Here is a 25,925-nt window from a genome sequence, read left to right as displayed (position 1 = left end):
GGGAAGCGACAGGTGTCACATACAACAGAGCGCCCGGATCCCCTGATGGGGTCCGGGCGCCTCGTGCTCGGCAGATCGGGTCGGATCAGATCAGGCCGTCCCACATCTGCTCCAGCAGCACCGACCACCAGCTCTCCGGCGACGCGAGCGCCGCCGGGTCCAGTGCCACCAACTGCGCCTGGAAGTCGACCGTCCAGCGGCCGGCCTGCTCCGGGTTGAGACCGAAGCGGAGCCGCCACATCCGGCCGAGGAGCGCCATCGAGCGCGTGAACTCCGGCAGGCCGGTGTTCACGAACTGCGGCGGCACCGGCTGCCCGCCGGGACCGCCCTCCACCGGCACGGCCACGATGTTCGCCGTGCCGTACTGGACACAGATCGCCCGCCCGAAGTCGGACCCCATGACGAGATACGACCCCGCGTCGGTGGCCGGCTGGACCTGCCGTTGCGCGGCCAGTTCGGCCAGTGTCGGCACCACCGGCTGACCCGGCTGCGCCCAGAAGAACGGCCCGAAGTCTGCGGGCAGACCCGCCCACACGAGCGTCCGCGCCACGATCTCGGGAACGCCCTGGCGGGACACCGCACGCTGGTCGAAACGGAGCACGCCCTGCGGCCCGAAGGCCTGCAACAGCTCCTCCGCGATGGCCTCCGGCGGGATCGGCATCGCGGGCGGCATCTGCGGCAGCGGGGCCCGCACCGGCGCCGGGCGCGCCGGACCGTCCGCGACCTGGTGCAGCTCACCCTGATGGGTGAGCAGATGCTGCATGCCCTGCTGACGGCTGGCGTGGTCGGTGCCGTACGGGGCGACGCTGGTGATCCGTACCTGCGGCCAGGTCTCCCGGATCATCCGCGCACAGTAGCCACCGGGCAGCTCGCAGGACTCCAGCTCGGTGTGGAGCTCGATGACCTGCTGCGGTGGCACGTTCATGGCCCGCAGCTCGTGCAGCATCTGCCACTCGGGGTGCGGGGTGCCGGGCGCCGAGCGGCGGATCAGCTGCTGCTCGCTGCCGTCGGGCGCACGGAAGCGCAGCACGGCCTGGTAGCCGGGGCCGACGGTCGGCTGACCGGCCGGCGCCTGCGGATAGCCGTACGCCGGGGGCGGCGGGTTGTGCGGATTCGGCGGTACGGAACCGGGGACGCCACCCGGCGGCATGCCGGGGGCCCCGGGCGGACCGACCTGGGCAGGGCCCGCGAGCATCGTGGCGGCATGGTGCGCGCCACCACCGGGCGGGGGCGGAGTCGACCCGGGAGGTCCGGGCGGGGCGGGAGGCTGCGGGGCACCGGGGCCGGGGGGCCTGGGCGCGCTCGGGCCACCCATGCCCGGGTCGGCGAACATCGTCGCTGCCTGATGCACTCCGCCACCCGGCGGGGGCGGGGTGGATCCGGGAGGTCCGGGCGGGGCGGGAGGCTGCGGGGCACCGGGCGGGCCGGGGGGCCTGGGCGCGCTCGGGCCACCCATGCTCGGGTCGGCGAACATCGTCGCGGCGTGGTCGAAGCCGCCACCGGGTGGCGGCGTCGACCCAGGAGGTCCGGGAGGTGCGGGCTGTCCGGGAGGCCCGGGGGGCTGAGGTGCACCGGGCGGGCCGACCTGCGAGACGAGCTGCGTCGGCAGATAGCCGCCCGCGGGGGCGCCGGGCGCGCCCGGACCCGAGGGCGGCGGCACGGGCGCCCCCGGCCTGGCGCCCGGCGTACCGGGGGCTCCGGGCGGTGGCGGAGTGGTCGACCCGCCACCACGCGCACCGCGCGGCGGCACCGTGGCCTTACTGGTGGTGGCGTCGGCGATGTCACCGCTCCCGGGAACCCCGGGCGCACTCGGTCCGGGTGCGCCCGGACCCTGCGGGTCCAGGCCAGGGACGATCGCCGTCCGGGGCAGCCGGCTGCCGCCCGACATCAGCGCGGTCGGCGCATCCGCGGAGACCACCGGCGGCGGGGTGCCGTCGTCATCGGCGCCCGAGAGCGGCGGCGCGAACACGGTGGCCGGCAGCGCGACCGCCCCGTCGTCGGAGTCCGCGTTGGTGTCGGTCCCGGCCCACGGGGTGGCCCCGGTGGGCACGTTCGGCGAGGAGGCCGGAACGCCGTCGGGGGCGGTGGGCTCGTGCTCGTCCTGCGCACCGGCGCCCTGCCACGGCGGCCCGGAAGGGGCCGCCTGCGCGGGAACAGAAGGAGCGGAAGAAGCGGAAGGTGCAGGAGGAGAGGAAGGCGCAGGGGGAGGGTTCCCGTCGCGCTCCGCCCGCCGGTCCGGGATCCCGAGCTTGTCCGCCGCTTCCTGGAGCCACTCCGGCGGGCTCAGCAGGAATGACGTCTGATTCAGGTCGACGCGCGCCGACGGCGGCGCCGGGGCAGGGGCGGCGGCGACCGTGCCGTACTCCTCCTCGTACCGCCGGATCACCTCGCCCACCGGCAGTCCGGGCCAGAGCGTCGCCTCACCGCTGTCGCGGGCGATCACCAGCCGCTGCCGGCCACCGTCGGAGACGGGGCCCTCCGAACGGTCCTCGGCCCACACCACGAAGCCCAGCTCGAACTCGCGGACCCGCACCTCGCGGTGCTGGTACGCGGGCACGTCTCCGTTGACCCACTCGTCCGCGCGCTCCTGCGCCTGCGCAAAGGTCACCATTGCGCTCACCCCTCCACCGGGACGGCCCGCGCGAAGCCGCCGTCCACCATCAGGTTCGCCACGGTCTCCAGCTCCGGCGGGTTGCCCGCCAGCCGCTGCAGGAAGGCGTCGAAGTCTGCACCGCAGGGCAGCAGCAGCCGGTCCACGCGCTCCTGCACGCTCCAGCCGTCCTGGTCCCGGGCATCGTCGTACGCGCAGAACCAGACCGAGCCGACACCGTTGCCCCGGGCCTTCACCGCGAGGATGCCGCCCTGGACGAAGCCGACACCCAGGTAGTCCTTGGTGAGGTGGTCACGCAGGCACTTGTTGACGTACACCAGGTCGTTCACCGCGGCCTCTTCACGCACCGTGAAGAACGGCTGATCGACCAGGAGACCGAGCTCCGCGTCGAGCGCCGCACCGGCCGGGGCCGAGCCGCCGGCCGCCTTCAGGAAGGATCGGTACGCGCCCGGCAACCGGTAGCCGAGATCCTCCTCGACGCCCTGGATCTGCTGCTCGCTGACCGAGACCGCGCCCTTCGGGAGCCGGAAGTGCGCGGGCCGGGTCTCCTGCAGCGGACGCGTGCCCCGCTTGTTCTGGTCGACCGCGGTGGTCGCAAGACCACCGTGGTGCCGGAGCAGTGCCTTGACCTCGACCGGGACGAGCTCCATCCGCCGGCCGCCCGGCACGTGGTGCCAGGTCCAGCCGTGGGGGGTGGCGACCGCCGGGATCGTGTCCCACAGCTCGTGGCCGCTCGCCGCCAGCGCCGCATTGGCCGAGACGTAGTCGGTGAGCCGCAGCTCATCGACGCCGAAGCCCTGCGGAGGCTCGGCGATCTCGGCGGCGGCGCGTGCGTACGGCGCGAATACCGGGCAGCCGTTCTCGTCCACGCGCACACCTCTGGAGTGGCGGGACGCCCGGACCGGGTCCGGGAAGTGCACGACCTGCCCGGCATAGGCCGCGTTCGGTGGCGCGGCTTGCTGCCCGAGCCGACCTGTCGTCATGGCGGTTGCCCCCTGCTGCGTCTGTCTGGTGAGGACCGACCTGCCCATGGGGACGGTCCAGGCACAGCCTATGCGGTGGCGCAACAGGGGGTCCCGCCCCTCCGCTTCCCTTCCGGTTCTCTTCCGCCATCCCCTCCCCTTCGGTCACGAACCGTCACAACTGGGTGACGGACAAGCGTCGGTCAGGCCACTGTCCGCGACACGCAGACACGTTTCACCGACCCAGCTTCCCCACCGACTGGCACATTTGGCAGGCTGTCACCGCAACTCGGGGGGATTGCACGGGAGGGACATCCGCACCATGCACACAGCACAATCAGTCACATCCGGCGATCCGCGCCTCAACTGGAGCAGCACCGGGACGAGCAGCACGCCTCGTCTCCACCAACGCCGCGACGGCATCCTGCCGGCCGTGGCCGCAGCGCTGGCCGTCCGCGGTGAAACGTTGACCTGCACGGCGGGCAAGGGCGACCAGCCTCCCGTACTGCACCCGTTGGTCCAGGACTTCCTCGACACGCTCACCAGCGGGCAGCGCGAACGCTTCACCGGCCGCTGCCCCGAGGCGATCCTGCTCTCCCGGCAGCTCGCCGCCGCGGAGACCGACCGGTCCAAGCGGGCCCAGCGCAAGCCGCTGACCAGCGGGGAGGCGCGGCGCGCACTGAAGCACTCGCGGCTGACCGCGCGTCGGATCCGCGAGGACGGCGACCCGATGCACGGCAGCTACGCGCCACCGTGCCGCTCCTGTACGGCGATGCTCGCCCATTTCGGCGTCCGTCCCGTCGACCTCACCACCACCAGCGCGGCGACCACCGCCGAGAAGGGCTGATCGCGCGCCGATGCACGACCGAACCGACCTTCCCCAGCAGAGCGGGCGCGCGACCCATGCGGACCGCGCCGCCGCCACCCGCTTTCCCGTCGCCGTCGACGCCGCCCTGCGGACCGCGGGCTGGCAGCCGGGCCGTTGGGACATCCGGCAGGCGGAGGAGTGGGCGGACGCGCTGCGCGCCCACACGTCACCGGCCGGGCATCAGCACGCGGTGTTCCCGGCGGCGGTGGAGGCGTGGGCGGAGTTCGGCGGCCTGCACATCACGGCGTCCGCGCCGGGCCGGCAGATCGCACCGGCGTCGGTGCGGATCGATCCGCTGAGCGGACTGCACCTGGCCCGCACCCTCGGTGACCTCGGGCGGGCGCTGAAGACCGAGGTCAGCCCGCTGGGCGAGGAGGGGGACGGGCAGGCGGTCCTCGCGATCGACGCCGAGGGGCGCGTGTACAGCATCGACCACACCGGCGACTGGTTCCTGGGCGCGGACATCGACCAGGCCCTGGCGACGCTGGTCGGCGGGATCCAGCCGGAGCGTCTGACGTCGGGCTGAGAGCCTGTCGGGCCCGAGATGGGGGGCCGAGGCAGGCCGAGGGTGTCCAGGGACCGCTCTGTCCCCGATCGCCCGGACGGGCTTCACCTGCCGGCCCCCTCGGCCCGCACCCGTGACGAAGTGAACGCGCCGTCCGCGATCGCCGGACGGGCTCGAAAGGCCGGCCTGCACAGCCCGCAACCCTCTCGGGGTGAACCCCGCGTCCTCGTCGCCGGACGAGGCGAGACCGCAGGGGGTTACGCGGCCCCGTGGGCCGGGAGTACCGCCGATACCCGGAAGCCCCCCGCGTCCGTCGGGCCGGAGACGAATACCCCGCCCAGGCCCAGTACCCGCTCCCGCATCCCCACCAGGCCGTTGCCGCCGCTCGGCAGCCCCGCGTCCGTCGCGGCGCCGTCCGACGGGCCGTTCTCCACCTGCATCGCGACCTCCGAGCCCCGGTGCGCCAGCCGCACCCACGCCTTCGCGCCCGCCGCGTGCTTGTGGACGTTCGTCAGGGCCTCCTGCACCACCCGGTACGCCGTCTGCTCCACCTCGGGGGCGTACGCGCGCACCTCGCCGTCCACCGACAGCTCCACCGTCATCCCGGCCGCCCGCGACTGCCCGATCAGCGTCTCCACCTCGTGCAGCCGCGGCCCGTCCTCCGTGGCGGCGGCGGCCGCAGCGGCTGCCGCCTCACCCACCGCGGCCAGCGGAACCTTCGCGCCCCGGGTCGCCGCCGGATCCCCCGTCCGCAGCACGCCGAGCATCTCCCGCAGTTCGGTCAGGGCCTGTCTGCCCATGTCGCCGACCAGCGCCGCGTTCCGTACCGCCTTCGCCGGGTCCTTCGGAGCGACGGCCTGCAGGGCGGCCGCATGCACCACCATCAGACTGACCCGGTGCGCGACCACGTCGTGCATCTCGCGCGCGATCCGGGTCCGCTCCTCCGTGCGCGCCCACTCCGCCCGCTCCTCAGCCCGGTCGGCGAGCAGCGACAGCTCCCGTTCCAGGGAGTCCGCCCGCTCCCGCAGGCTCTCCATCAGCCGGCGCCGCGCCCCTATGTAGAGGCCGAACAGCACGGGCGGAGCCGTGAGGCCCAGCGACATGAAGAGGGACGTCAGCGGTACGTACCAGTCGCCCGGCCCGAAGTCCCCGGACTGCACGGAGACGCTCTGCCGCAGCCGTACGTAGGTGACGATGAACGTCCCGACCAGCGACATCCCCATCAGCACCGCGGTGATCCGGCGCGGTACGTCGGACGCGGCCAGCGTGTAGAGGCCGACCAGGCCCATCAGGAAGCCCATCTCGGCGGGCGTCGTCGCGATCGCGACCAGCACCACGGCGATCGGCCAGCGGCGACGCACCACCAGAACGGCCCCGGCGAGCAGACCGAACACCACCCCGACGGGCACCGGCAGCCCGGTGTCCCCCGCGAACGCCACACCTTCCAGTGCGCATTCCAGCGCCGACAGGAGCGCCAGCCCCACGTCCAGGGCGACACTGCGCCGCCGTTCCCACCACCAATAGCCGCGAGTGGTCGTTCCCACGCCTTCCCGGTATGCCCCCGTTACGGTCATGGCATCCAGCCTACGGGCGGGCGCACCTCATTTTCGGGCTACGCGGATCACAGCGCGCCTCGCCGGAGCTCGGCGACCCGTCGCGTCGAAGGCCGGTGGTACGGCATAGTGTTGTCTGCCCGGTCGACGGCCTGACGGTCTGTCCAGTCGATCGGCTTTGCTGTCCCCTGTGGTGTAACGGCAGCACAGTGGCTTTTGGTGCCATTTGTCCGGGTTCGAATCCTGGCAGGGGAGCATGCACGGGCGGGCCCCGACCATGACGGTCGGGGCCCGCGCCCGTTTCGGCCAGTAGCACCCCCGGTATCCTGCGGATGTCCACCATCCGAAGCCGAAGGGCACATCCGTGTGCGCCGGTCCTCCTCAGGTCCCCGGCGCCGCTCGATCAGGGGAGGCCCCATTGGCAGCCGTCATCGTCCTCGCAGCGGGTGAGGGCACCCGCATGAAGTCGAAGACCCCGAAGGTTCTGCACGAGATCTCCGGGCGCTCACTCGTCGGGCATGTCGTCACCGCCGCACGCGAGCTGGACCCCGAGCACCTCGTCGTGGTCGTGGGCCATGCGAGCGAACAGGTCACCGCACACCTCGCCACCGTCGACAGCCAGGTGCGGACCGCCTACCAGGCCGTCCAGGGCGGCACCGGCCACGCCGTGCGCACCGCGCTCGAAGAGCTCGGCGGCACCGTCGAGGGCACGGTGATCGTCGTCTGCGGCGACACTCCGCTGCTCTCCGGCGAGACGCTCACCGCGCTCGCCGCCGTCCACACCGCCGACGCGAACGCCGTCACCGTGCTGACCGCCGAGGTCCCGGACGCCACCGGCTACGGCAGGATCGTCCGCGACACCGCAAGCGGCGCGGTCACCGAGATCGTCGAGCACAAGGACGCCACCGACGCGCAGCGCGCCATCCGCGAGATCAATTCCGGGGTCTTCGCCTTCGACGGACGGCTGCTCACGGACGCCCTCGGCAAGGTCCGCGCCGACAACAGCCAGGGCGAGGAGTACCTCACCGACGTGCTGTCCATCCTGCGCGAGGCGGGGCACCGCGTCGGCGCCTCCGTCGCTGCCGACCACCGCGAGATCCTCGGGATCAACAACCGCGTCCAGCTCGCCCAGGCCCGCACCCTGCTGAACGAGCGGCTGCTGGAGCGGGCGATGCTCGCCGGCGTGACCGTCGTGGACCCGGCGACGACGCTGATCGACGCCACGGTGACGTACGAGCAGGACGCGATCGTGCACCCCGGCACCCAGTTGCTCGGAACCACTCATCTCGCCGAGGACGCCGAGGTCGGCCCGAACAGCCGGCTGACGGACACCACCGTCCACGCGGGCGCCCGCGTCGACAACACGGTCGCGGTCGGGGCGGAGATCGGCCCGGGCGCGACGGTCGGCCCGTACGCGTATCTGCGCCCCGGCACCACGCTCGGCCCGAAGGCCAAGGCCGGTACGTACGTGGAGATGAAGAACGCCACGATCGGTGAGGGCACGAAGGTGCCGCACCTGAGCTACGTCGGCGACGCGACCATCGGCGACCACACCAACATCGGCGCCGCCAGCGTCTTCGTGAACTACGACGGGGTGTCGAAGCACCACACGACGATCGGGTCACACTGCCGCACCGGGTCGGACAATATGTTTGTGGCGCCTGTCACGGTCGGGGACGGCGTGTACACCGCCGCCGGCTCGGTCATCACCAAGGACGTGCCGCCCGGTTCACTGGCCGTCGCCCGCGGCCAGCAAAGGAATATCGCGGGTTGGGTGGCCCGCAAGCGTCCGGGGAGCGCCGCCGCGCAGGCGGCTCAGGCCGCCGCGGAGGAGGCCGACAGCGAAAGCTGACCGGAAACGGGTGCGCCGCGCACGGCGTACCGTGATAGATGCTCACCCCATTTCGGCTGGCTCGTTGCACATCGGGACACATGCTGCAGCGCCAGGAACACGTCTGAGGAGACTGTGCTGTGACCGGGATCAAGACGACCGGCGAGAAGAAGCTGATGCTCTTCTCCGGCCGCGCCCACCCCGAGCTGGCCGAGGAGGTTGCGCACCAACTGGGTGTCGGCCTCGTGCCGACGAAGGCCTTCGATTTCGCCAACGGTGAGATCTACGTCCGCTTCCAGGAGTCCGCACGCGGCGCCGACTGCTTCCTGATCCAGAGCCACACGGCTCCGATCAACAAGTGGATCATGGAGCAGCTGATCATGCTGGACGCGCTGAAGCGCGCGTCGGCCCGCTCCATCACAGTGATCGTGCCGTTCTACGGCTACGCCCGCCAGGACAAGAAGCACCGTGGCCGCGAGCCGATCTCGGCCCGCCTGGTCGCCGACCTGATGAAGACCGCGGGTGCCGACCGCATCCTCACGGTCGACCTGCACACCGACCAGATCCAGGGCTTCTTCGACGGCCCGGTCGACCACCTCTTCGCACTGCCGATCCTCGCCGACTACGTCGGCGCCAAGGTCGACCGCTCGAAGCTGACGATCGTCTCCCCGGACGCCGGCCGCGTGCGCGTCGCCGACCGCTGGTGCGACCGCCTGGACGCGCCGCTGGCGATCGTCCACAAGCGCCGCGACAAGGACGTCGCCAACCAGGTGACCGTCCACGAGGTCGTCGGCAACGTCAAGGGCCGCGTCTGCGTCCTGGTCGACGACATGATCGACACCGGTGGCACCATCTGCGCCGCCGCCGACGCCCTGTTCGCGCACGGCGCCGAGGACGTCATAGTGACGGCGACGCACGGCGTGCTCTCCGGCCCGGCCGCGGACCGGCTGAAGAACTCCAAGGTCAGCGAGTTCGTCTTCACGGACACCCTGCCGACCCCGGGTGAGCTGGAGCTCGACAAGATCACGGTGCTCTCGATCGCGCCGACGATCGCGCGCGCGGTGCGCGAGGTCTTCGAGGACGGCTCGGTCACGAGCCTCTTCGAGGAGCAGTAGGACCACCTGACCCAGAAGATCCACTTTGGGTGCGGCCTCCCCGCCGGGTAGACTCAGCGAGTTGCTCGGCGAGGGAGGCCGTACTCATGGGTACGGCGGTCCGTTATCGACGCGCTCTTCGTAGCAGGCCTGTCGTGGGCCGGGTGACCATCCAGTTTTCGTCACCCCACGAGGAGTGCAGTCATGGCCGAGATCAAGCTCGCCGCCCAGCCCCGTACCGAGTTCGGCAAGGGTGCCGCCCGCCGCGCCCGTCGTGACAACCAGGTCCCCGCGGTCGTCTACGGCCACGGCGCCGAGCCGGTCCACGTCACCCTTCCGGCCCACGAGCTGCTCCTCGCGCTCCGCACCGCCAACGTCCTGATCGGCCTGGAGATCGAGGGCAAGGACGCGCTGGTCATCCCGAAGGCCGTGCAGCGCAACCCGCTCAAGGGTGACATCGAGCACGTCGACCTGCTGACCGTCAAGCGCGGCGAGAAGGTCAACGTCGAGATCGCCGTGCACGTCGAGGGCGAGCTCGCCCCGGGTGGCAACCTCCTCGAGTACGTGCAGAACACCCTGCTCGTCGAGGCCGAGGCCACCCACATCCCCGAGTCCGTCACGGTCTCCATCGCGGGCCTCGACGCCGGTGACTCCATCCTCGCCAAGGACGTCCCGCTGCCCGCCGGCTCCGTGCTGGCCGGCGACGAGGACGCCGTCGTGCTGCAGGTCGTCGCCGCGCAGGCCGAGGAGCCGGCCGCCGAGGCCGAGGGCGCCGAGGGCGCCGAGGGCTGAGCCTCGTCCTCCCCGCTTCACCTGCTTGACTGACGGGGCGGCGGTTCCTTCCCCAGGGACCCGCCGCCCCGTCCGCCTGTATCCGGGCCATCCGGAACCATCCGTACGCGAAGGAGACCGAGCGCAGATGTCCGACGCCACCGACCCCTGGCTCATCGTGGGCCTCGGCAATCCCGGTCCCGAGTACGCGGCGAACCGGCACAATGTCGGCTTCATGGTCGCCGACCTTCTCGCGGAGCGGATCGGCGGGAAGTTCAAGCGGGCCCAGAAGGCCCAGGCGCAGGTCGTCGAGGGCCGCATGGGCCCGCCCGGACCGGCCAACCGCCGCGTGATCCTCGCGAAGCCGATGTCGTACATGAACCTCTCCGGCGGCCCCGTCACCGCGCTCCGCGACTTCTACAAGGTGCCGACCGATCACATCGTGGCGATCCACGACGAGCTGGACATCGACTACGGGACGCTCCGGCTGAAGCTGGGCGGCGGCGACAACGGACACAACGGGCTCAAGTCGATGACCAAGTCGATGGGGTCCGACTACCACCGGATCCGGTTCGGGATCGGCCGCCCGCCGGGCCGTATGCAGGTCGCCGACTTCGTACTGAAGGACTTCTCGTCCACCGAGCGCAAGGAGCTCGGCTATCTCGTGGACCGGGCTGCGGACTCGGTGGAGTGCCTGCTCGCGGAGGGGCTTGAGCGCGCACAGAGCGCGTACAACTCATGAGATAGCAGGGCGATCCCGGACCATTTCCGACCAGGGTCCGTCGTGAAGTTGACCGAAAGCGTTCGCCTGGCCAAGGATCGCTCCCCATGAAGCGGAGCACCTCCCACCGCGCACTGCTCTACGGCCGCAGCGCCGCCCTGGGCTGCGCCGTCCTGCTGTTGCTCGTCGCGGGCGTCCTGTCGTCCTGGTCCTCGGCGCAGCACATCGTCCTCGCCAAGGGCCGCGAGCACGGCACGATGGCCGTCACCGGCTGCGGCGCCGACGTCTGCACGGGACCGTTCGCCCCCGCCGAGCACGCCACCGCGCGCTCGCGTGTGACAATCGAGCGGTCCGTCGCGGTGAAGAAGGGCGACAGGTTCCCGGTCGTCGTGAAGCCCGGCACCGACGAGGTCGTACGCACCGGGATGCCGGGCTTCCTGCACTCGTGGGTGCCGCTCGGCGGCGCACTGCTGCTCGCCGCCCTGATCATCGGCGGCGGTCTGCGGCTCACCCGGACCGCATGGGGAACCGGGATCGCGGGCGCGGTCCTGCTGGTGGCGACGTTCATCGCCCTCTGAGCGACTCCCGGGCCGCGCTCCGAGCCCTTCCCCGGGACGCCCCGAGGCACGGACTCCCGTACCGGGGCCGTGTGTTCGCCCGATCGTTATCCGGAACGATTGGGGCAGAAGCCTGCACATGGGGCGGATGCGCACACATCAAATTTGACGGGTGCAAGCAACCACAAGAAGCTTGGCCGACCCCCCCACGGGCATCCCTCATCTCCTACGTTGGACTGCCCATGCGCATACTCATTCCCGCCGGCGCTCTGGTCACCGCGGTGACCGCCTCACTGCTGCTGGCACCTTCCGCCTCCGCGACGCCCAAGGGCGACAACGGCACGGTGAAGATCCACGACGCCAAGACCGGCGAGGAGCTTCGCAGGAACGAGCCGAAGGTCTGCTCCTTCTACCTCGACGCGTTCGGCTTCGACGCCGCCCAGAAGGTCCAGTGGCACATCGAGGCCTGGGCCAACAATGACCTGGACAAGGGCGAGACGGTCAAGACGGGCGCCTTCGCGCTCGATGGCTCCGGCCACGGCCGTACCACCGACATGACCCTGCCCGACGGCCAGTACAAGCTGTTCTGGAACTTCGAGGGCGAGAACGGCAAGGCCAAGCACAAGGTCTTCAAGACCGACTGCGAGCCGGGCAAGCCCGGCGAGGAGCCCACGAAGCCCGGCGAAGAACCCACAAAGCCCGGCGAAGAACCCACGAAGCCCGGCGAAGAACCCACGAAGCCCGGCGAAGAGCCCACGAAGCCCGGCGAGGAGTCCTCGGCCACGCCGTCCACCGGCCCGTCCGCTCCCGGCGGCGAGCAGCCGGCCGGCACCCCGTCCCCCTCGGAAAGCACCCCGGCCGGCGCCCCGGCCACCCAGGGCGGCGATTCCGGCAACCTCGCCGAGACCGGAAGCAGTGCCCCGGTAGGCACGATGGCGGCGGTCGCCGTCGCGCTCGCCGCGGCCGGCGGCTTCCTGGTGATGCGCCGCCGCAAGGCCCAGCAGCACTGACGTCCGCGCAGCGGAGTGCCCCCACCGGATGCGTCCGGTGGGGGCACTGTCGTGCTGCGGGCGAGAAGGTCAGCCAGTGTTGCGCAGACCCGCGGCGACACCGTTCACCGTGAGCAGCAGGGCCCGGGCGAGCAGCGGGTCGGCTTCCTCGCCGCGCTCGGCGGACCGGCGCTGGCGGGCCAGCAGCGAGACCTGGAGGTACGAGATCGGATCCAGGTAGGCGTCCCGGATGGCGAACGTCTGCTGGAGCACCGGGCTGGTGCCGAGCAGTTCGGTCCCGCCGGTGACCTTCAGGACTTCCTTCACCGTGAGCGCGTGCTCGGCCTCGATGTCGGCGAAGACGTGCTTCAGCTCGTCGGGGACGAGCGTGTCGACATAGTGGCGGGCGATCCGCAGGTCGGTCTTGGCGAGCGTCATCTCCACGTTCGAGATGAAGTTCCGGAAGAAGTGCCAGTGCTCGTGCATCTCGTCCAGAACGGTGTCCAGACCGGCCTCGCGCAGCGCCTTGAGCCCCGAGCCGACGCCGTACCAGCCGGGCACGATCTGCCGCGACTGGGTCCAGCCGAAGACCCACGGGATGGCCCGCAGGCCGTCGAGACCGGCGCCGGAGTCCGGGCGCCGCGACGGGCGGGATCCCAGGTGCAGCTCGGCGAGCTGATCGACCGGGGTGGACGCGAAGAAGTACGCGGGCAGGTCCGGGTCCTCGACCAGCTTGCGGTAGGCGCCGTGCGCGGCGTCGGAGACGGTGTCCATCGCCGCGTCCCAGCGGGCCAGGGCCTCGTCGGACTGGCGGGGCGCGGTGTGCAGCGCGGAGGCCTGGAGGGTGGCCGCGACGGTCAGCTCCAGGTTCTCCCGGGCGAGCGCCGGGATGAGGTACTTGTCGGAGATGACCTCGCCCTGCTCGGTCACCTTGATCTCGCCCTCCAGCGTGCCCCACGGCTGCGCGAGGATCGCGTCGTGCGAGGGGCCGCCACCGCGGCCGACGGTGCCGCCGCGGCCGTGGAAGAGCCGCAGCCGTACGCCGTAGCGGTGCGCGACGTCACGCAGTCGGCGCTGCGCCCGGTGGATCTCCCACTGCGAGGTGGTGATGCCGCCGAACTTGGAGGAGTCGGAGTACCCGAGCATGACCTCCTGCACGTCGCCGCGGAGCGAGACGAGCCGCCGGTACGACGGGTCGGCGAGCATCTCGTCGAGGATCACGTCGGCGGCGCGCAGCTCGTCGGTGGTCTCCAGGAGCGGCACGATGCCGATCTTGGCCCAGCCGCCGTGCAGGTCGATCAGACCGGCCTCGCGGGCGAGTACGGCGGCGGCGAAGACGTCGTCGGCGCCCTGGCACATCGAGATGATGTACGACTCGATGACCTCGGGGCCGAATCGTTCGAAGGCTTCCTTGATGGTGTGGAAGACGCCGAGGGTCTTCTCGCCCGCGGCGTCCAGCGGGGCCGGGGTCGGGGCCAGCGGGCGGCGTGAGCGGAGCTCCTTGGCGAGCAGCTTCTGCCGGTAGTCGCGTGGCATGTCGGCGTAGCGCCAGGATTCCTCGCCGAGCCGGTCGAAGAGCTGGCCGAGGGCGTGGTGGTGGGCGTCGGCGTGCTCACGTACGTCCATGGTGGCGAGCTGCAGACCGAACGCGGAGAGCGTGCGGATGGTGCGGTTCATCCGGCCGTCGGCGAAAAGACCGCCGCGGTGCTCGCGCAGCGAGGTCTGGATGAGCACCAGGTCCTCGATGAGCTCGGCAGTGCCGAGGTAGTCGCAGCCGGGACGGTGCGGGGTGCCGTTGGCCAGCCGCTCGCGGGTGTTGACGAGCTTCTGCCGGATGCAGGTGGCCTTGAGGCGGTACGGCTCCTCGGAGTTCAGCCGCTTGTAGCGCGGGCTGATCTCGGGGAGCCGCTCCAGGTCGGCCTGGAGCGAGGTGAGCAGCTCGTCGGTGGCGCCCGTGTAGCGGATGGAGTTGGAGAGCAGTCCGCGCAGATAGTCGATGAGCTCCAGCGCGTCGGTGATGCCGTGCTCGTGCTGCAGGATCAGCACCTCCCAGGTGACGGCGGGCGTCACGTTGGGGTTGCCGTCGCGGTCGCCGCCGATCCAGGTGCCGAAGGTCAGCGGGCGGGTGCCCGCGGGCAGCTCGACGCCGACCCGCTCCAGCTCGGCAGCGAGGTCCTCGAGTACGTCCCCGACGGCGTTGGCGTGCAGCTCGTCGAGGTAGTAGATGGCGTTACGGGCCTCGTCGGCCGGCTCCGGGCGGACGACGCGCAGCTCGTCGGTCTGCCAGATGAGGTCGATGTTCTCGGCGAGCCTGAGGTCGTGGCGGCGCCGGTCGGCCTCGATGACGGGCGTTTCCAGCAGCTCGGCGATGCGGCGGAGCTTGTTCAGCACGGAGCGCCGCGCGGCCTCGGTCGGGTGCGCGGTGAAGACGGGCCGTACGTTGAGGTTCTTGACGGTCGCGCGCAGGTGGTCGGGGTCGGCGTCCTTCAGCCGGTCGGCGGTGCGGGCCAGCAGACCGCCCTCGGCGGCGCGCCGGTCGCGCATCTCGTGGGCGCGGTGGACCTGCTCGGTGACGTTGGCGAGGTGGAAGTAGGTGGAGAAGGCGCGCACCAGCTGCGCGGCGGTCTCCAGGTCCGTGTCGCCGAGAAGTTCGGCGGCGGCCTCGCCGTCGGTACGGGTCAGGGCGCGGACACGCTCGACGAGGTCGAGGAGTTCCTGGCCCTCCTGACGTACGAGGGTCTCGCCCAGCAGATCGCCGAGGCGTCGGATGTCGGCGCGCAGCTCGGGGCTGGCGGCGGGGGTCTGGTCGGCACTGCTCACAGTGTGCGGCTCCTTGCAGTGATTGAGGAGGTGCGTCGCGAAGCGTCTCCCCACAAGGGTGACGGCGGGAGACGGGTGGGCACGTCTGTCAGGGGGTCCGGGGTCCGCGGCCGCAGCGGTGCTGCCGCTGCCCCGGGAAAGCAGAGTGCGGACCGCGCTGTCCGACGCTTCCAGGATAGGTGTCCGTGCCGTCGGCGTTGCCCGCAGCCCTCGTCGGCCCGGTGGGGCGATAGCTCCGACGGCTCAGCTCTCGTGCAGCGGGCCTCCGCGCTGCCATACTTACGAAACCGTAGGTTACGGATGCGTAGCCAGAGTTGTCCCTCGTACTCCTCATCACCCTCCAGGGGACTCCCCATGAACACCAGCCCCGATGTGATCGACGACGCCCCGACACCGGCGGCCGGCGGTCCGACCCTTCCTACCGCAACGCTGGGCGGCGACAACAAGCGGTCGATCGAGCAGATCGCCCTGCTGCTGTTCATCGTGGTGCCGTTCGTGGCCCTGGCCGCGGCGGTGCCGCTGGCCTGGGGCCACGGTGTGAGCTGGCTCGATCTGGGTCTGCTGGTCGCCATGTACTTCATCGGCTGCCACGGCATCACGATCGGCTTCCACCGCTACTTCACCCATGGCTCCTTCAAGGCGAAGCGCCCGCTCCGCATCGCCCTGGCCATTGCCGGATCGCTGGCCGTGGAAGGCCCGGTGGTGCGCTGGGTGGCCGACCACCGCAAGCACCACCGCTTCTCCGATGCCGAGGGCGACCCGCACTCGCCGTGGCGGTTCGGCGAGACGCTCCCCGCCCTGATGAAGGGGCTGTGGTGGGCGCACATCGGCTGGATGTTCGACGAGGAGCAGACCCCGCAGCAGAAGTACGCCCCGGACCTGATCAAGGACCCGGCGATCCGCGGGATCTCCCGCCACTTCCTCACCTTCACGATCGCGTCGCTGGCGATCCCGCCGCTGGTCGGCGGTCTGGTGACGATGTCGTGGTGGGGAGCGGCTACGGCGTTCTTCTGGGGCTCTCTCGTACGGGTGGCGCTTCTGCACCACGTCACCTGGTCGATCAACTCCATCTGCCACGCGGTCGGCAAGCGCCCGTTCAAGTCCCGTGACCGGTCCGGCAATGTGTGGTGGCTGGCGGTCCTCTCCTGCGGCGAGTCGTGGCACAACCTGCACCACGCGGATCCGACGAGCGCCCGGCACGGGGTGATGAAGGGCCAGGTCGACTCCAGTGCCCGGCTGATCCGCTGGTTCGAGAGGCTCGGCTGGGCGTACGACGTGCGCTGGCCGGACTCCGCCCGGATCGAGTCCCGCCGGATCGACTCCCGGCGCGAGTCCACGCACGCCGACGCGGCATGATTGACGACGTGGCGACCGACGGCAGCACGAGCAGCGAGAAGAACCGTCCCTCCTCCACCCGGCGTACCCGCCGGGTGAGGATGACCGGCAAGGAGCGCCGCGAACAGCTGCTGGACATCGGCCGCACCCTCTTCGCCGACAAGGGCTTCGAAGGCACCTCGGTGGAGGAGATCGCGGCCCGCGCCGGCGTCTCCAAGCCGGTCGTCTACGAACACTTCGGCGGCAAGGAGGGCCTGTACGCCGTCGTGGTCGACCGCGAGATGCGCCAGCTCCTCGACATGGTCACCAGCGCCCTGACCGCCGGCCACCCGCGCGAACTCCTGGAACAGGCCGCGTTCGCACTGCTCGACTACATCGAGACGTACACGGACGGCTTCCGCATCCTGGTCCGCGACTCCCCGGTCGCCCAGTCGACGGGCACGTTCGCATCCCTGATCAGCGACATCGCCACGCAGGTCGAGGACATCCTGGGGTTGGAGTTCAAGGCCCGCGGCTTCGACCCGAAGCTCGCCCCGCTGTACGCGCAGGCGCTGGTCGGCATGGTGGCGCTGACGGGCCAGTGGTGGCTGAACGTCCGCAAGCCGAAGAAGGCGGAGGTGGCGGCGCATCTGGTGAACCTGGCCTGGCACGGCCTGGAGAACCTGGAGTCGAAGCCGCGCCTGATAGGCCACCGGAAGAGCTGACCCGACCGGGGCCGGCACCGCACGCTGTTACGGCGGTGCCGGACGGGCGGGCGGCGGGCCGGGGCGGCCCGCGCTCGTCCCCTCGGCGTCCCCCACCTGTTTCAATACAGGTGTGATCGAAATCGTGATCGATTGTGTGGTGCTCAGCGTCGTCGGTTCTCTCGTCGGCATGCTGATCCGCCGCAGACACCGGCAGCGGTCGGCGCGGCCGGCCGACGGAGCGCCGACCGGGATCCCGTGCATGATCAAGCGGGCGTCCCACGGCAACCGCTGGCGCCCCGGGCAGCTGCTGACCCACGCGAAGCCCCTGACCTGGCGCCCCGCCTACGGCAGGTCGATGGTCGTCCTCCCCGACGATCTGCACCGGACCGCGGTCCGCGCCGTGTCGACGCGTGAGGGTCTGGTCATCAATCCGGGTTCCCGGATCGTGGAGTGCGCGTCGTCGGACGGGGCTGTCCTGATCGCGGTCATGCCGGTGGATCTGGAGCAGGTGACCGGGGCCCTGAGCGCCGCGTAGCCCACCGTGACTCCGTACCGATCGGGATCGGACCCCGCCCGCGCTCGACCGGCTCCGCGGCTCACCTGTCCACCGGCTCCAGGAACTCCAGCCGGTTTCCCGCCGGGTCGTAGGAGTAGAAGCGCCGGTGCCCCGGCAGGCCGGCGTCCCAGTGCACCTGCGCGCCGTGTGCCCCCAGTCGTTCCGCGAACGTCTCGATGTCCGTGACGCGCAGCCCCGGGTGGGCCTTCTTCGCCGGACGGAAGTCGGCCTCGATGCCCAGGTGCAGCTGGACCGGTCCCGCCTGGAACCAGCAGCCGCCGCGGGCCGCCAGGACCGGGGGTTTGGGGAGTTCGGTCATTCCCAGGACGTCCACGTAGTACGTGCGCAGGGCGGGCTCCGAGCCTGCCGGGGCGGCCAGTTGGACGTGGTCCACCGCGGCGATCATCACTTCTCCTTGTGGGCCACGGCGAAGATGCGGCGGAACGGGAAGACCGTGCCGTGCGGACCCTTCGGGTACGCGGTGCGCAGCAGGTCCCGGTATTCGGCGAGGAAGGCCTCGTGCGCCTCCGGGTCGTCCGCGAGCGCCGTCATGACGGGGCGCAGGCCCGTGCCCTTCACCCAGTCGAGGGCGGCGTCCTCGCCCTGGAGGAGGTGGAGGTACGTGGTCTCCCAGACGTCCGCCGTGATGCCGGGGGCCGTCAGGGCGTCCAGATAGGCGGCGGGGCTGAGGACCGCGTCGGCGTGGCGCAGGATGCCGGTCAGGCGGGAACGCCAGCGCGGCGACTCCGCCAGTTCGCGCATCAGGGTGTGGGTGGGCTGGTCGAAGTTGCCGGGGACCTGGAAGGCGAACGTGCCGCCCGGGGTGATGCCGTCCAGCCAGTCGGGGAAGCGGCCGGCGTGGCCGGGAACCCACTGGAGCAGGGCATTGGAGACGATCAGGTCGTACGGTTCCGCCGGCGTCCAGGTCGTCGCGTCGGCCTCGGCGAAGTCCAGGAGGGGTGTGGCGTGGGCACGGGCCCGCTCCAGCATCTGGGGGGAGTTGTCGTACCCGGTGATCCGGGCCGTCGGCCAGCGGGTCGCGAGGAGTGCCGTGACGTTGCCCGCGCCGCAGCCCAGGTCCGCGATGCGGGGCGTGGGGGCGGCCGGGGGCTCCGGGATGCGGGACAGGAGATCCTGGAACGGGCGGGTGCGGTGGTCCGCGTGGCGCAGGTACTGCTGCGGATCCCAGGTCGGTGTCGTCATGGCAGCCAGGATCACCGGAGAAGTATCTTGATGTCAAGACACTCGAATTCAAGAGACTTCATGTCGACAGACCCTTTACACTGATCCACATGGAGGACGAGGTTGACCGACTGGTCGCTGCATGGCGTCGCGAGCGCCCCGACCTCGACGTGGAACCACTTGAGGTGCTCAGCCGCGTCTCACGCCTTGCCCGTCACCTCGACCGGGCCCGCCGGATCGCCTTCTCCGAGCACAATCTCGAGCCGTGGGAGTTCGACGTACTGACGTCGCTGCGCCGCGCCGGGGCCCCGTACCAGCTCTCCCCGGGTCAGCTGCTCACCCAGACCCTGGTCACCTCGGGCACGATGACCAACCGCATCGACCGGCTGACCAAGAAGAACCTCGTCGAACGGCTCCCCGACCCCAGCGACCGGCGCGGCGTGCTGGTCCGGCTCACCGCGGAGGGACGCGACAAGGCCGACCAGTCGCTGGCCGGACTGCTCGCCCAGGAGCGCGCCATCCTCGGCGAGCTCTCCCGCCACCAGCGCGGCGAACTGGCCGGGCTGCTACGCCAGTTGACCGCCCCGTTCGACAACATTCCCGGATAGATCGGCCGGTCCGACACCGGCGCGCCGGGCCAACGCCACCGCGGCCAGCGTCGAGTGCACGCCCAGCTTCCCCAGCACGTTCTGCATATGCGTACGCACCGTGTGCGGGGAGAGGTACAGCCGCTCCGCCACCGCCTTGCGGCCCAGCCCCGCCACCATGCAGCGCAGCACCTCGCGCTCGCGCGGGGTCAGCGACTCGACCAGCTGCTCGCTCTCGGTGCGGTGCTTGCGGGCTGCCGTCAGCTCGCGCAGGACACCGGTGAGCAGCGCCGGAGGCAGATGCGTCTCGTCGCGGAGCACCCCCCGGATGACCGCGAGCAGCCGCTGCAGCGAGCAGTCCTTGGCGACCCAGCCGGAGGCCCCGGCCTGCAGCGCCAGCGCGGCCCGGCGCGGGTCGTCCTTCTCGGCGAGCACCACCGTACGGACGGACGGCTGACCCGAACGGACCCCGGCGACCAGCGAGATCCCGTCGACCGGGACGTGTTCCCCACTTCTCGGGGCGGGGACCGGCACCGGGCCGGGAACGGTACGTCCCGTGGCCGTCGGCAGGATGCCCAGTTCGGCGTCGACGAGAATCACGTCGTACCTACGGCCTTCGGCGGCCGCGCGCTCCAGACACCGAAGCGCGGCCGGGCCGCTGCCCGCCGCCGCCACCTCGACGTCCGGTTCCGCCGCGAGTGCCGCCGCGAGCGACTCGGCGAAAATGCGGTGGTCATCCACCACGAGAACCCGGATACGAACCACAGGTACCCCCACACAACATCTGCTCCGGGGCCACCCCAGGACCCCCCGAATGGGACGGACCAGTGCGGGCACGACGCCCGGAGCGATGAGGGTGAACCGCAGTTCCACGGCCGCCGCCGTGTGCCGACTGCCACCCCGCCCCGGGCGTCGTGCCCGACTGTCTCGTACCCCTGAATCAGCACCGGCCCCCACCGGTGCTGTGCATCAGCGTACGGCCGGGGGCCCGGAGTGGAAGGCAATTCACAGAACTGATGGACCTCGGTGCTTAGGGTGTGGTTCATGTTTCGTCTTGAGACAGAAGTAGACAAAGAGCGTCGCCTTCTGCTGGGTGAGCGGCTGCATCAGAGCAATACTGAATGTTCCCCGGAGCTCCGCGCACTCCTCGCCACGCCCGCCGAGCGCGAACTCCCGCTGGAGGTCTGGGCGATGGACGGCGACGGTGCGCTGGCGGGTGGACTGACCGGGCGCACCTGGGCCTACTGGCTCCATGTGGATCTGCTCTGGGTCGACCCGCTCCACCGCGGTTCCGGCCTCGGCTCGCAACTGCTCGCCGAGGCGGAACGAGTGGCCGTGGCGGACCGCGGCTGCGCCCGCTCCCGGCTGGAGACCTGGGGTTTCCAGGCTCCGGACTTCTACCGGAAGCGGGGCTACGAGGTGATCGGGCAGGTCGACAACTACCCGCCCGGAGTCACCGAGTTCATCCTGACGAAGACCTTCACCCGATGCGACGGGCGCCTGCCGACGGGACCGCCGGAAAGACGCCGGGCGTCGCGTACCCGTGCGAGGTGAACGCCTCCAGCACCGACTTGGTGACCGCGTCCGCGTCCGCCTCGTCCACCAGCACGATCGCCGAACCACCGAACCCGCCGCCGGTCATCCGCGCACCGAGCGCACCGGACGCGTTCGCCGTCGAGACCACCAGGTCCAGTTCCGGGCAGGAGACCCGCAGATCGTCGCGGAGCGAGACATGACCCGCGGTGAGGACCGGTCCCGCCGCCCGCACCTCGCCCGCGTCGAGCAGTGCGATGACCTGCTCCACCCGCGCGTTGTCGCTGACCACATGGCGTACGTACCGCACGACCGACTCGTCCGCGCCGGACTCGGCGAGCGTGTCGAGCGCGGCGCCCAGACCCTCGTACGGAAGATCGCGCAGCGTCCCCATGCCCAGCGCCCGGGCGCCCGCCTCGCAGCCGGCCCGCCGCTCCGCGTACGCACCGTCGCCCAGCGCGTGCTTGACCCGGGTGTCGACCACCAGCAGCTGGAGGCCGTGCGCGGCCAGGTCGAACGGGACCTGGCGCTGAGTGAGGTCGCGGGTATCTAGGTGCAGGGCGTGGCCCTCGACGCAGCACGCCGACGCCATCTGGTCCATGACCCCGCACGGCACGCCGACGAACGCGTTCTCGGCGCGCTGCGCCAGCACCGCCAGCTCGGCTGCGGACAGGCCGAGTCCGAAGAGATCGTTCAGCGCGAGTGCGGTGACCACTTCGAGGGCGGCCGACGAGGAGAGCCCGGCGCCGGTCGGGACGGTCGAGGTCAGCTGGATGTCCGCGCCGGTGATCCGGTGGCCCGCCTCGCGCAGGGCCCAGACGACACCGGCCGGGTACGCCGCCCAGCCGTGGCCCTCGTGCGGTGCCAGCTCGTCGACCCGCAACTGGACGACGCCGCCCGGCACGTCGGTGGAGTGCAGCCGCAGCTCGCCGTCGGTGCGGCGGGCGACGGCCGCGCGCGCCGTGTGCGGCAGCGCGAGCGGCATCACGAAACCGTCGTTGAAGTCGGTGTACTCGCCGATCAGGTTGACCCGGCCGGGGGCCGCCCAGACTCCTTCGGGGGCGGTGCCGTACAGCTCGGTGAAAGCGGTGACCAGCTCAACGTTGTCGGTCATGGGGTGGTGGGCTCCTCTCGGCGGGCGAACGTCCAGGCGTCGGAGACGATTCCGGCCAGGTCGGCGCGGGACGGCTGCCACCCGAGCCGCTCCCTGGCGGTGGCGGCGGAGGCGACCAGCACCGCGGGGTCACCGGCGCGGCGCGGGGCCGCGGTCTCGGGGACCGGGTGACCGGTGACCTTGCGGACGGTCTCGATGACCTCGCGCACGGAGAAGCCGTTGCCGTTGCCGAGGTTGCAGATCAGGTGCTCGCCCGCGGTGGCCGCGTCCAGGGCGAGGAGGTGGGCCTCGGCAAGATCGGCGACGTGGATGTAGTCGCGTACGCAGGTCCCGTCGGGGGTCGGGTAGTCGTCGCCGTACACGGAGATCGACTCGCGCTGCCCGAGCGCGACCTGGAGCACGAGCGGGATGAGGTGCGACTCCGGGCTGTGGCGTTCGCCGCAACTGCCGTACGCACCCGCCACGTTGAAGTACCGCAGCGAGACCGCGGCCAGTCCGTGCGCGGCCGCCTCACCGGTGATCATGTGGTCGACGGCCAGCTTGGTGGCGCCGTACGGGTTGGTGGGCGCGGTCGGGTCGGACTCCGTGATGGGGCTGGAGACCGGTTCGCCGTAGGTCGCGGCGGTGGAGGAGAAGACCAGGGTGCGGACTCCCGCGTCGCGCATGGCGGCGAGCAGCGCGGTGGATCCGCCGACGTTGTTCACCCAGTACTTCTCCGGGTCGGTGACGGACTCGCCGACCTGGGAGTACGCGGCGAAGTGCAGCACCCCGTCGTAGGAGGAGTCCAGCCAGCGGGCCGCGTCCTGGATGCGGCCCTCGATGAACTCGGCCCCGGCCGGGACACCCTCCCGGAACCCGGTCGACAGGTCGTCGAGGACGGTCACCGCGTGACCGGCCTCCAGAAGATGCGCGGCAACCACGCTGCCGACATATCCCGCGCCACCCGTGACCAGGTACTTCTTCTGGGGCTTGCTCACGCGCTCGCTACCTCTCGCAGTCGCTGGGCCGCGGCCTCCGGCGGCACATCGTTGATGAACACGTTCATGCCGGATTCGGAACCCGCGAGGAACTTCAGCTTGCCGGAGGTGCGTCGGATGGTGAAAAGCTCGAGGTGGAGCCCGAACTCCTCACGTCCGGGCTCCCCGAACGGCGCCTGGTGCCAGGCCGAGATGTACGGCGTCGGCGGCTCACCGGGGCCGAAGATCCGGTCGAATCGCCTCAAGAGTTCCAGATAGATCTGTGCGAACTCTGTGCGCGCGGCGTCGTCGAGCTCCCGCAGGTCGGGGACGCGCCGGCGCGGGTGTAGGTGGATCTCGTACGGCCAGTGCGCCGCGTACGGCACGAACGCCACCCAGTGCTCGCCGGTCAGCACGATCCGCTCGCCGTCGGCCAGCTCGCGGGCCACGATGTCGTCGAAGAGGTTACGGCCGGTCCGCTCGCGGTGCGCCTCCATCGAGCGGAGCATCAGCTCGGTGCGCGGGGTGACGAACGGGTACGCGTAGATCTGTCCGTGCGGATGGCCGAGCGTCACACCGATCTCGGCACCCCGGTTCTCGAAGCAGAACACCTGCTTGACCTGCGGAAGCTCGGCGAGTTCGGCCGTGCGGTCGGCCCATGCCTCCAGGACCAGGCCGGCCTGTTCCTCGGTGAGGTCGGCGAAGGACGCCTCGTGGTCGGAGGTGAAGCAGACGACCTCGCAGCGGCCGGAGTCCCCGGCGAGTGAGGGAAAGCGGTTCTCGAAGACGGCCACGTCGTAACTGTCGTCGGGGATCTCGCTGAGCCGGCCGTCCCGGGACGGACACAGCGGGCACTCGTCGGCCGGCGGGTGGTACGTACGGCCCTGGCGGTGCGAGGCGATGGCGACGCTGTCCCCGAGAAGGGGGTCGCGACGGACTTCCGAGGAGGTCGAGACGGCGTCGAGCGGCCGCCGGTCGACGGCGTCCCGGACCACGTCGTCGCGGCTGTCGTAGTAGAGCAGCTCCCGGCCGTCGGCGAGCGTCGTAACCGTCTTCTTCACCAGGTTCCTCCAAACATAACCGAACACAACAAACCACAAGTCAACACACGCGTCAATGAGTGGGCACACGCGGCTGCGCATATCGACACGTACACACGTTCCAGACCCGAACGCTTAGGAGTGAACTGGACCCGATCCACTAGCAATCGCCGAGCAGCCAGCCTTACGTTCCCTGGCGTGAAGGCAGACATGGGGCGCCGATACCGGCTGTATCCCAACCGCGCGCAGGAACAGGTCCTGACCCGGTGGGGGCATGCGGCACGCACCCTGTGGAACATTGCGCTCGAGCAGCGCACATACGTGTTTGAGCAGCGAGGTAGCACCCTGCGCTCACAGGAGCAGAGCCGATATCTGACCGCTGCACGCGGAGAGTCGGAACTGGCCTGGTTGGCGGAACTGCCGGCTCAGGCGGGGCAGCAGGTCCTCCGCCACTTGGACCAGGCGTACGACAACTTCTTCAATCCGGCACTCCCATCCCGGTTCCCGGCGTTCAAGAAGCGCGGGACACGGCTCTCGGTCCCACTACCGGGTCAGGCAGTAAAGGTCCGTAAGACCAGCGGTCACTGGGGGCAGATACGACTACCGAATCTCGGATGGGTCAGTTTCCGACTCTCTCGCACGCTGGGAGGAACCATCCGAAACGCCACCGTCTCGCGAGACGGGACCGGTTGGCACATTGCCTTCGGTATCCACACCGGAAGAACACCGGGAGCGCCGAATAGCAAACCCGGCTGCGGAGTGGACTTCGGCGTCGCCACGTCCGCATACGTCTCGACCGAGACCGAGCCTCGGGTCATGGCACCGACCCTTACCAAGGTCGAGCTCACACGTCTGAAGTATCTGGAACAACAGAAGGGACGCCAGGTTGCCTATGCGAAAAAGCACAACGGAGGGATGTACAGCACACGACTGCGTGCCACGATCGCTCAGATCGCCCGAATCAAGGCCCGGCAATCAAACCGGCGCGCTGACTTCACGCACAAACTGACCACCGGCCTGGCCAAGAACCACGGCTTCGTCGGCATCGAAGACCTACGCGTGACCAGCATGACCTCCAGCGCCAGGGGGACCGCCGACCGGCCTGGCCGTAACATCAGGCAGAAGGCCGGACTCAACCGCGGCATCCTCGACAACTGCCCCGGTGAGCGACGCCGACAACTGAGCTACAAGTGCGAAATCTACGGATCCGATCTGCGCCCCGTTCCGCCGTTCCATACCTCTCAGACATGTGCGAAATGTGGTCGGGCGGATCCGGAATCCCGCCCTGGATGTGGGCGAAGCTTCACGTGCGTCAACTGTGGGCATGAGGACGATGCCGATCACAACGCCTCGGTCGAGATCGAGGCCCGAGCCCGCGGGACGGGCGGCTCGGTCACCAATAGCACGCGCAGGCGCCCCACCGCGCCAAGTCCCGTCTCATGACGGAGGCGGACGCGTGAAACCACATTTGCAGCCTCCGGGCAGCAAAGGGAGCCTCACCGCCCCAGCGGTGGGGGATCGTCAATTCTGGATCTACGAGCAGGGTGTCATCGACATCCCGACCAACCAGGGCGCCAACCCCGGATCAATCCGTCCGACGCCGACCTGAAGAAGGCCGAGGGCGTCCACATCAACCTCTGGACAGGGCTGGCCA

The 25,925-nt window shown here is 70.7% G+C and carries 23 protein-coding genes, 1 tRNA gene and 1 pseudogene; 15 read left to right on the top strand and 10 right to left on the bottom strand.

The genetic code is table 11. The features are described from left to right. Positions 1 to 85: 85 nt before the first annotated feature. Positions 86 to 2,611 (bottom strand): SUKH-4 family immunity protein, encoded by a 2,526-nt coding sequence (locus OG395_RS31560; protein WP_327249512.1) that lies wholly within the window; start codon positions 2,609 to 2,611, stop codon positions 86 to 88. 5 nt (positions 2,612 to 2,616) lie between these two features. Continuing rightward, positions 2,617 to 3,594 (bottom strand): SMI1/KNR4 family protein, encoded by a 978-nt coding sequence (locus tag OG395_RS31555; protein ID WP_327245958.1) that lies wholly within the window; start codon positions 3,592 to 3,594, stop codon positions 2,617 to 2,619. Between the two features lie 301 nt (positions 3,595 to 3,895). On the opposite strand from OG395_RS31555, the gene OG395_RS31550 reads away from it, so the two are divergent. Further along, positions 3,896 to 4,420, top strand: coding sequence for a YwqJ-related putative deaminase (locus OG395_RS31550; protein ID WP_327245957.1), 525 nt, complete (start codon positions 3,896 to 3,898; stop codon positions 4,418 to 4,420). Between the two features lie 10 nt (positions 4,421 to 4,430). After that, positions 4,431 to 4,967, top strand: a complete 537-nt coding sequence (locus tag OG395_RS31545; RefSeq protein ID WP_327245956.1) for an SUKH-3 domain-containing protein — start codon at positions 4,431 to 4,433, stop codon at positions 4,965 to 4,967. A 236-nt stretch (positions 4,968 to 5,203) separates the two neighbouring features. Here OG395_RS31545 and OG395_RS31540 read toward each other — a convergent pair whose 3' ends face one another. Then, positions 5,204 to 6,520, bottom strand: coding sequence for a sensor histidine kinase (locus OG395_RS31540; protein ID WP_327245955.1), 1,317 nt, complete (start codon positions 6,518 to 6,520; stop codon positions 5,204 to 5,206). A 163-nt stretch (positions 6,521 to 6,683) separates the two neighbouring features. On the opposite strand from OG395_RS31540, the gene OG395_RS31535 reads away from it, so the two are divergent. From OG395_RS31535 to OG395_RS31505, 7 genes are all read left to right on the top strand, one after another. After that, positions 6,684 to 6,754: transfer RNA gene (locus OG395_RS31535), tRNA-Gln, on the top strand. Between the two features lie 163 nt (positions 6,755 to 6,917). Continuing rightward, positions 6,918 to 8,351 carry a bifunctional UDP-N-acetylglucosamine diphosphorylase/glucosamine-1-phosphate N-acetyltransferase GlmU gene (gene glmU / locus OG395_RS31530; RefSeq protein WP_327245954.1) on the top strand — a complete coding sequence of 478 codons (1,434 nt, stop codon included), beginning with the start codon at positions 6,918 to 6,920 and terminating at the stop codon, positions 8,349 to 8,351. A 119-nt stretch (positions 8,352 to 8,470) separates the two neighbouring features. Beyond that, positions 8,471 to 9,445, top strand: coding sequence for a ribose-phosphate diphosphokinase (locus OG395_RS31525; RefSeq protein ID WP_030976866.1), 975 nt, complete (start codon positions 8,471 to 8,473; stop codon positions 9,443 to 9,445). 183 nt (positions 9,446 to 9,628) lie between these two features. Further along, on the top strand, positions 9,629 to 10,216 hold the full coding sequence (locus tag OG395_RS31520) for a 50S ribosomal protein L25/general stress protein Ctc (RefSeq protein WP_327245953.1): 588 nt from the start codon (positions 9,629 to 9,631) through the stop codon (positions 10,214 to 10,216). A gap of 127 nt (positions 10,217 to 10,343) precedes the next feature. Then, positions 10,344 to 10,937 (top strand): aminoacyl-tRNA hydrolase, encoded by a 594-nt coding sequence (gene pth, locus OG395_RS31515; protein ID WP_327245952.1) that lies wholly within the window; start codon positions 10,344 to 10,346, stop codon positions 10,935 to 10,937. 86 nt (positions 10,938 to 11,023) lie between these two features. After that, complete coding sequence (locus OG395_RS31510) at positions 11,024 to 11,494, top strand: hypothetical protein (RefSeq protein ID WP_327245951.1); 471 nt, start codon at positions 11,024 to 11,026, stop codon at positions 11,492 to 11,494. Positions 11,495 to 11,715: 221 nt separating this feature from the next. Beyond that, complete coding sequence (locus OG395_RS31505; protein WP_327245950.1) at positions 11,716 to 12,483, top strand: LPXTG cell wall anchor domain-containing protein; 768 nt, start codon at positions 11,716 to 11,718, stop codon at positions 12,481 to 12,483. Between the two features lie 69 nt (positions 12,484 to 12,552). Here OG395_RS31505 and ppc read toward each other — a convergent pair whose 3' ends face one another. After that, positions 12,553 to 15,282 carry a phosphoenolpyruvate carboxylase gene (gene ppc, locus OG395_RS31500; protein ID WP_327245949.1) on the bottom strand — a complete coding sequence of 910 codons (2,730 nt, stop codon included), beginning with the start codon at positions 15,280 to 15,282 and terminating at the stop codon, positions 12,553 to 12,555. Positions 15,283 to 15,636: 354 nt separating this feature from the next. On the opposite strand from ppc, the gene OG395_RS31495 reads away from it, so the two are divergent. The 3 genes from OG395_RS31495 to OG395_RS31485 all read left to right on the top strand — a co-directional run bounded on the left by OG395_RS31495 (position 15,637) and on the right by OG395_RS31485 (position 17,838). Next, positions 15,637 to 16,638, top strand: coding sequence for an acyl-CoA desaturase (locus tag OG395_RS31495; RefSeq protein WP_327245948.1), 1,002 nt, complete (start codon positions 15,637 to 15,639; stop codon positions 16,636 to 16,638). Further along, a complete protein-coding gene (locus tag OG395_RS31490; RefSeq protein ID WP_327245947.1) occupies positions 16,635 to 17,321 on the top strand; it encodes a TetR/AcrR family transcriptional regulator in 687 nt (228 codons plus the stop codon). Before OG395_RS31495 ends, OG395_RS31490 begins: the two co-directional genes overlap by 4 nt. Before the next feature lie 112 nt (positions 17,322 to 17,433). Further along, entirely contained in the window at positions 17,434 to 17,838 is a 405-nt protein-coding gene (locus OG395_RS31485; RefSeq protein WP_327245946.1) for a hypothetical protein, read from the top strand. A 61-nt stretch (positions 17,839 to 17,899) separates the two neighbouring features. Here the strand turns inward: OG395_RS31485 and OG395_RS31480 are convergent, their stop codons facing one another. Beyond that, positions 17,900 to 18,265 (bottom strand): VOC family protein, encoded by a 366-nt coding sequence (locus tag OG395_RS31480; protein ID WP_327245945.1) that lies wholly within the window; start codon positions 18,263 to 18,265, stop codon positions 17,900 to 17,902. Further along, positions 18,265 to 19,062, bottom strand: coding sequence for a trans-aconitate 2-methyltransferase (locus OG395_RS31475; RefSeq protein WP_327245944.1), 798 nt, complete (start codon positions 19,060 to 19,062; stop codon positions 18,265 to 18,267). The genes OG395_RS31480 and OG395_RS31475 overlap by 1 nt, the downstream gene beginning before the upstream one ends. Before the next feature lie 89 nt (positions 19,063 to 19,151). Here OG395_RS31475 and OG395_RS31470 point away from each other — a divergent pair, with 89 nt between their 5' ends. Further along, the gene (locus tag OG395_RS31470; protein WP_266984776.1) at positions 19,152 to 19,649 is read left to right on the top strand and encodes a MarR family winged helix-turn-helix transcriptional regulator; all 498 of its coding nucleotides are present in this window, start codon (positions 19,152 to 19,154) and stop codon (positions 19,647 to 19,649) included. Here the strand turns inward: OG395_RS31470 and OG395_RS31465 are convergent. After that, positions 19,608 to 20,393, bottom strand: a complete 786-nt coding sequence (locus OG395_RS31465) for a response regulator transcription factor (RefSeq protein WP_327245943.1) — start codon at positions 20,391 to 20,393, stop codon at positions 19,608 to 19,610. The two genes, OG395_RS31470 and OG395_RS31465, sit on opposite strands and share 42 nt — an antisense overlap. A 279-nt stretch (positions 20,394 to 20,672) precedes the next feature. Between OG395_RS31465 and OG395_RS31460 the strand changes: the two are divergent. Then, positions 20,673 to 21,104 (top strand): annotated as a pseudogene (locus tag OG395_RS31460) (GNAT family N-acetyltransferase); the annotation flags it as partial. A gap of 4 nt (positions 21,105 to 21,108) precedes the next feature. On the opposite strand, the gene galK reads toward OG395_RS31460, so the two are convergent. The 3 genes from galK to galT are packed head-to-tail and all read right to left on the bottom strand — an operon-like array spanning position 21,109 to position 24,292. After that, entirely contained in the window at positions 21,109 to 22,275 is a 1,167-nt protein-coding gene (gene galK, locus OG395_RS31455) for a galactokinase (RefSeq protein ID WP_327245941.1), read from the bottom strand. Continuing rightward, a complete protein-coding gene (gene galE, locus OG395_RS31450) occupies positions 22,272 to 23,252 on the bottom strand; it encodes a UDP-glucose 4-epimerase GalE (protein WP_326792423.1) in 981 nt (326 codons plus the stop codon). Before galE ends, galK begins: the two co-directional genes overlap by 4 nt. After that, the gene (gene galT, locus OG395_RS31445; protein ID WP_327245940.1) at positions 23,249 to 24,292 is read right to left on the bottom strand and encodes a galactose-1-phosphate uridylyltransferase; all 1,044 of its coding nucleotides are present in this window, start codon (positions 24,290 to 24,292) and stop codon (positions 23,249 to 23,251) included. Before galT ends, galE begins: the two co-directional genes overlap by 4 nt. Positions 24,293 to 24,469: 177 nt before the next feature. Here galT and OG395_RS31440 point away from each other — a divergent pair, with 177 nt between their 5' ends. Further along, positions 24,470 to 25,714, top strand: coding sequence for an RNA-guided endonuclease InsQ/TnpB family protein (locus OG395_RS31440; RefSeq protein ID WP_327245939.1), 1,245 nt, complete (start codon positions 24,470 to 24,472; stop codon positions 25,712 to 25,714). Positions 25,715 to 25,925 lie beyond the last annotated feature (211 nt).

It is taken from the genome of Streptomyces sp. NBC_01320, assembly GCF_035974375.1.
In the GTDB taxonomy this organism is placed as follows: Bacteria; Actinomycetota; Actinomycetes; order Streptomycetales; family Streptomycetaceae; genus Streptomyces; species Streptomyces yanii.
Note: the sequence above shows the minus strand (reverse complement) of the source record. Positions and strands in the feature narration are given on the sequence as shown.

Coding starts and splice junctions, on each gene's coding strand:
- OG395_RS31550 (WP_327245957.1), top strand. CDS start 3,896: ATGCACACAGCACAATCAGTCACATCCGGCGATCCGCGCCTCAACTGG.
- OG395_RS31475 (WP_327245944.1), bottom strand. CDS start 19,062: ATGACGACACCGACCTGGGATCCGCAGCAGTACCTGCGCCACGCGGAC.
- galK (WP_327245941.1), bottom strand. CDS start 22,275: ATGACCGACAACGTTGAGCTGGTCACCGCTTTCACCGAGCTGTACGGC.
- OG395_RS31480 (WP_327245945.1), bottom strand. CDS start 18,265: ATGATCGCCGCGGTGGACCACGTCCAACTGGCCGCCCCGGCAGGCTCG.
- OG395_RS31490 (WP_327245947.1), top strand. CDS start 16,635: ATGATTGACGACGTGGCGACCGACGGCAGCACGAGCAGCGAGAAGAAC.
- OG395_RS31555 (WP_327245958.1), bottom strand. CDS start 3,594: ATGACGACAGGTCGGCTCGGGCAGCAAGCCGCGCCACCGAACGCGGCC.
- OG395_RS31560 (WP_327249512.1), bottom strand. CDS start 2,611: ATGGTGACCTTTGCGCAGGCGCAGGAGCGCGCGGACGAGTGGGTCAAC.
- OG395_RS31495 (WP_327245948.1), top strand. CDS start 15,637: ATGAACACCAGCCCCGATGTGATCGACGACGCCCCGACACCGGCGGCC.
- OG395_RS31545 (WP_327245956.1), top strand. CDS start 4,431: ATGCACGACCGAACCGACCTTCCCCAGCAGAGCGGGCGCGCGACCCAT.
- OG395_RS31505 (WP_327245950.1), top strand. CDS start 11,716: ATGCGCATACTCATTCCCGCCGGCGCTCTGGTCACCGCGGTGACCGCC.
- OG395_RS31540 (WP_327245955.1), bottom strand. CDS start 6,520: ATGACCGTAACGGGGGCATACCGGGAAGGCGTGGGAACGACCACTCGC.
- OG395_RS31520 (WP_327245953.1), top strand. CDS start 9,629: ATGGCCGAGATCAAGCTCGCCGCCCAGCCCCGTACCGAGTTCGGCAAG.
- OG395_RS31510 (WP_327245951.1), top strand. CDS start 11,024: ATGAAGCGGAGCACCTCCCACCGCGCACTGCTCTACGGCCGCAGCGCC.
- pth (WP_327245952.1), top strand. CDS start 10,344: ATGTCCGACGCCACCGACCCCTGGCTCATCGTGGGCCTCGGCAATCCC.
- OG395_RS31470 (WP_266984776.1), top strand. CDS start 19,152: ATGGAGGACGAGGTTGACCGACTGGTCGCTGCATGGCGTCGCGAGCGC.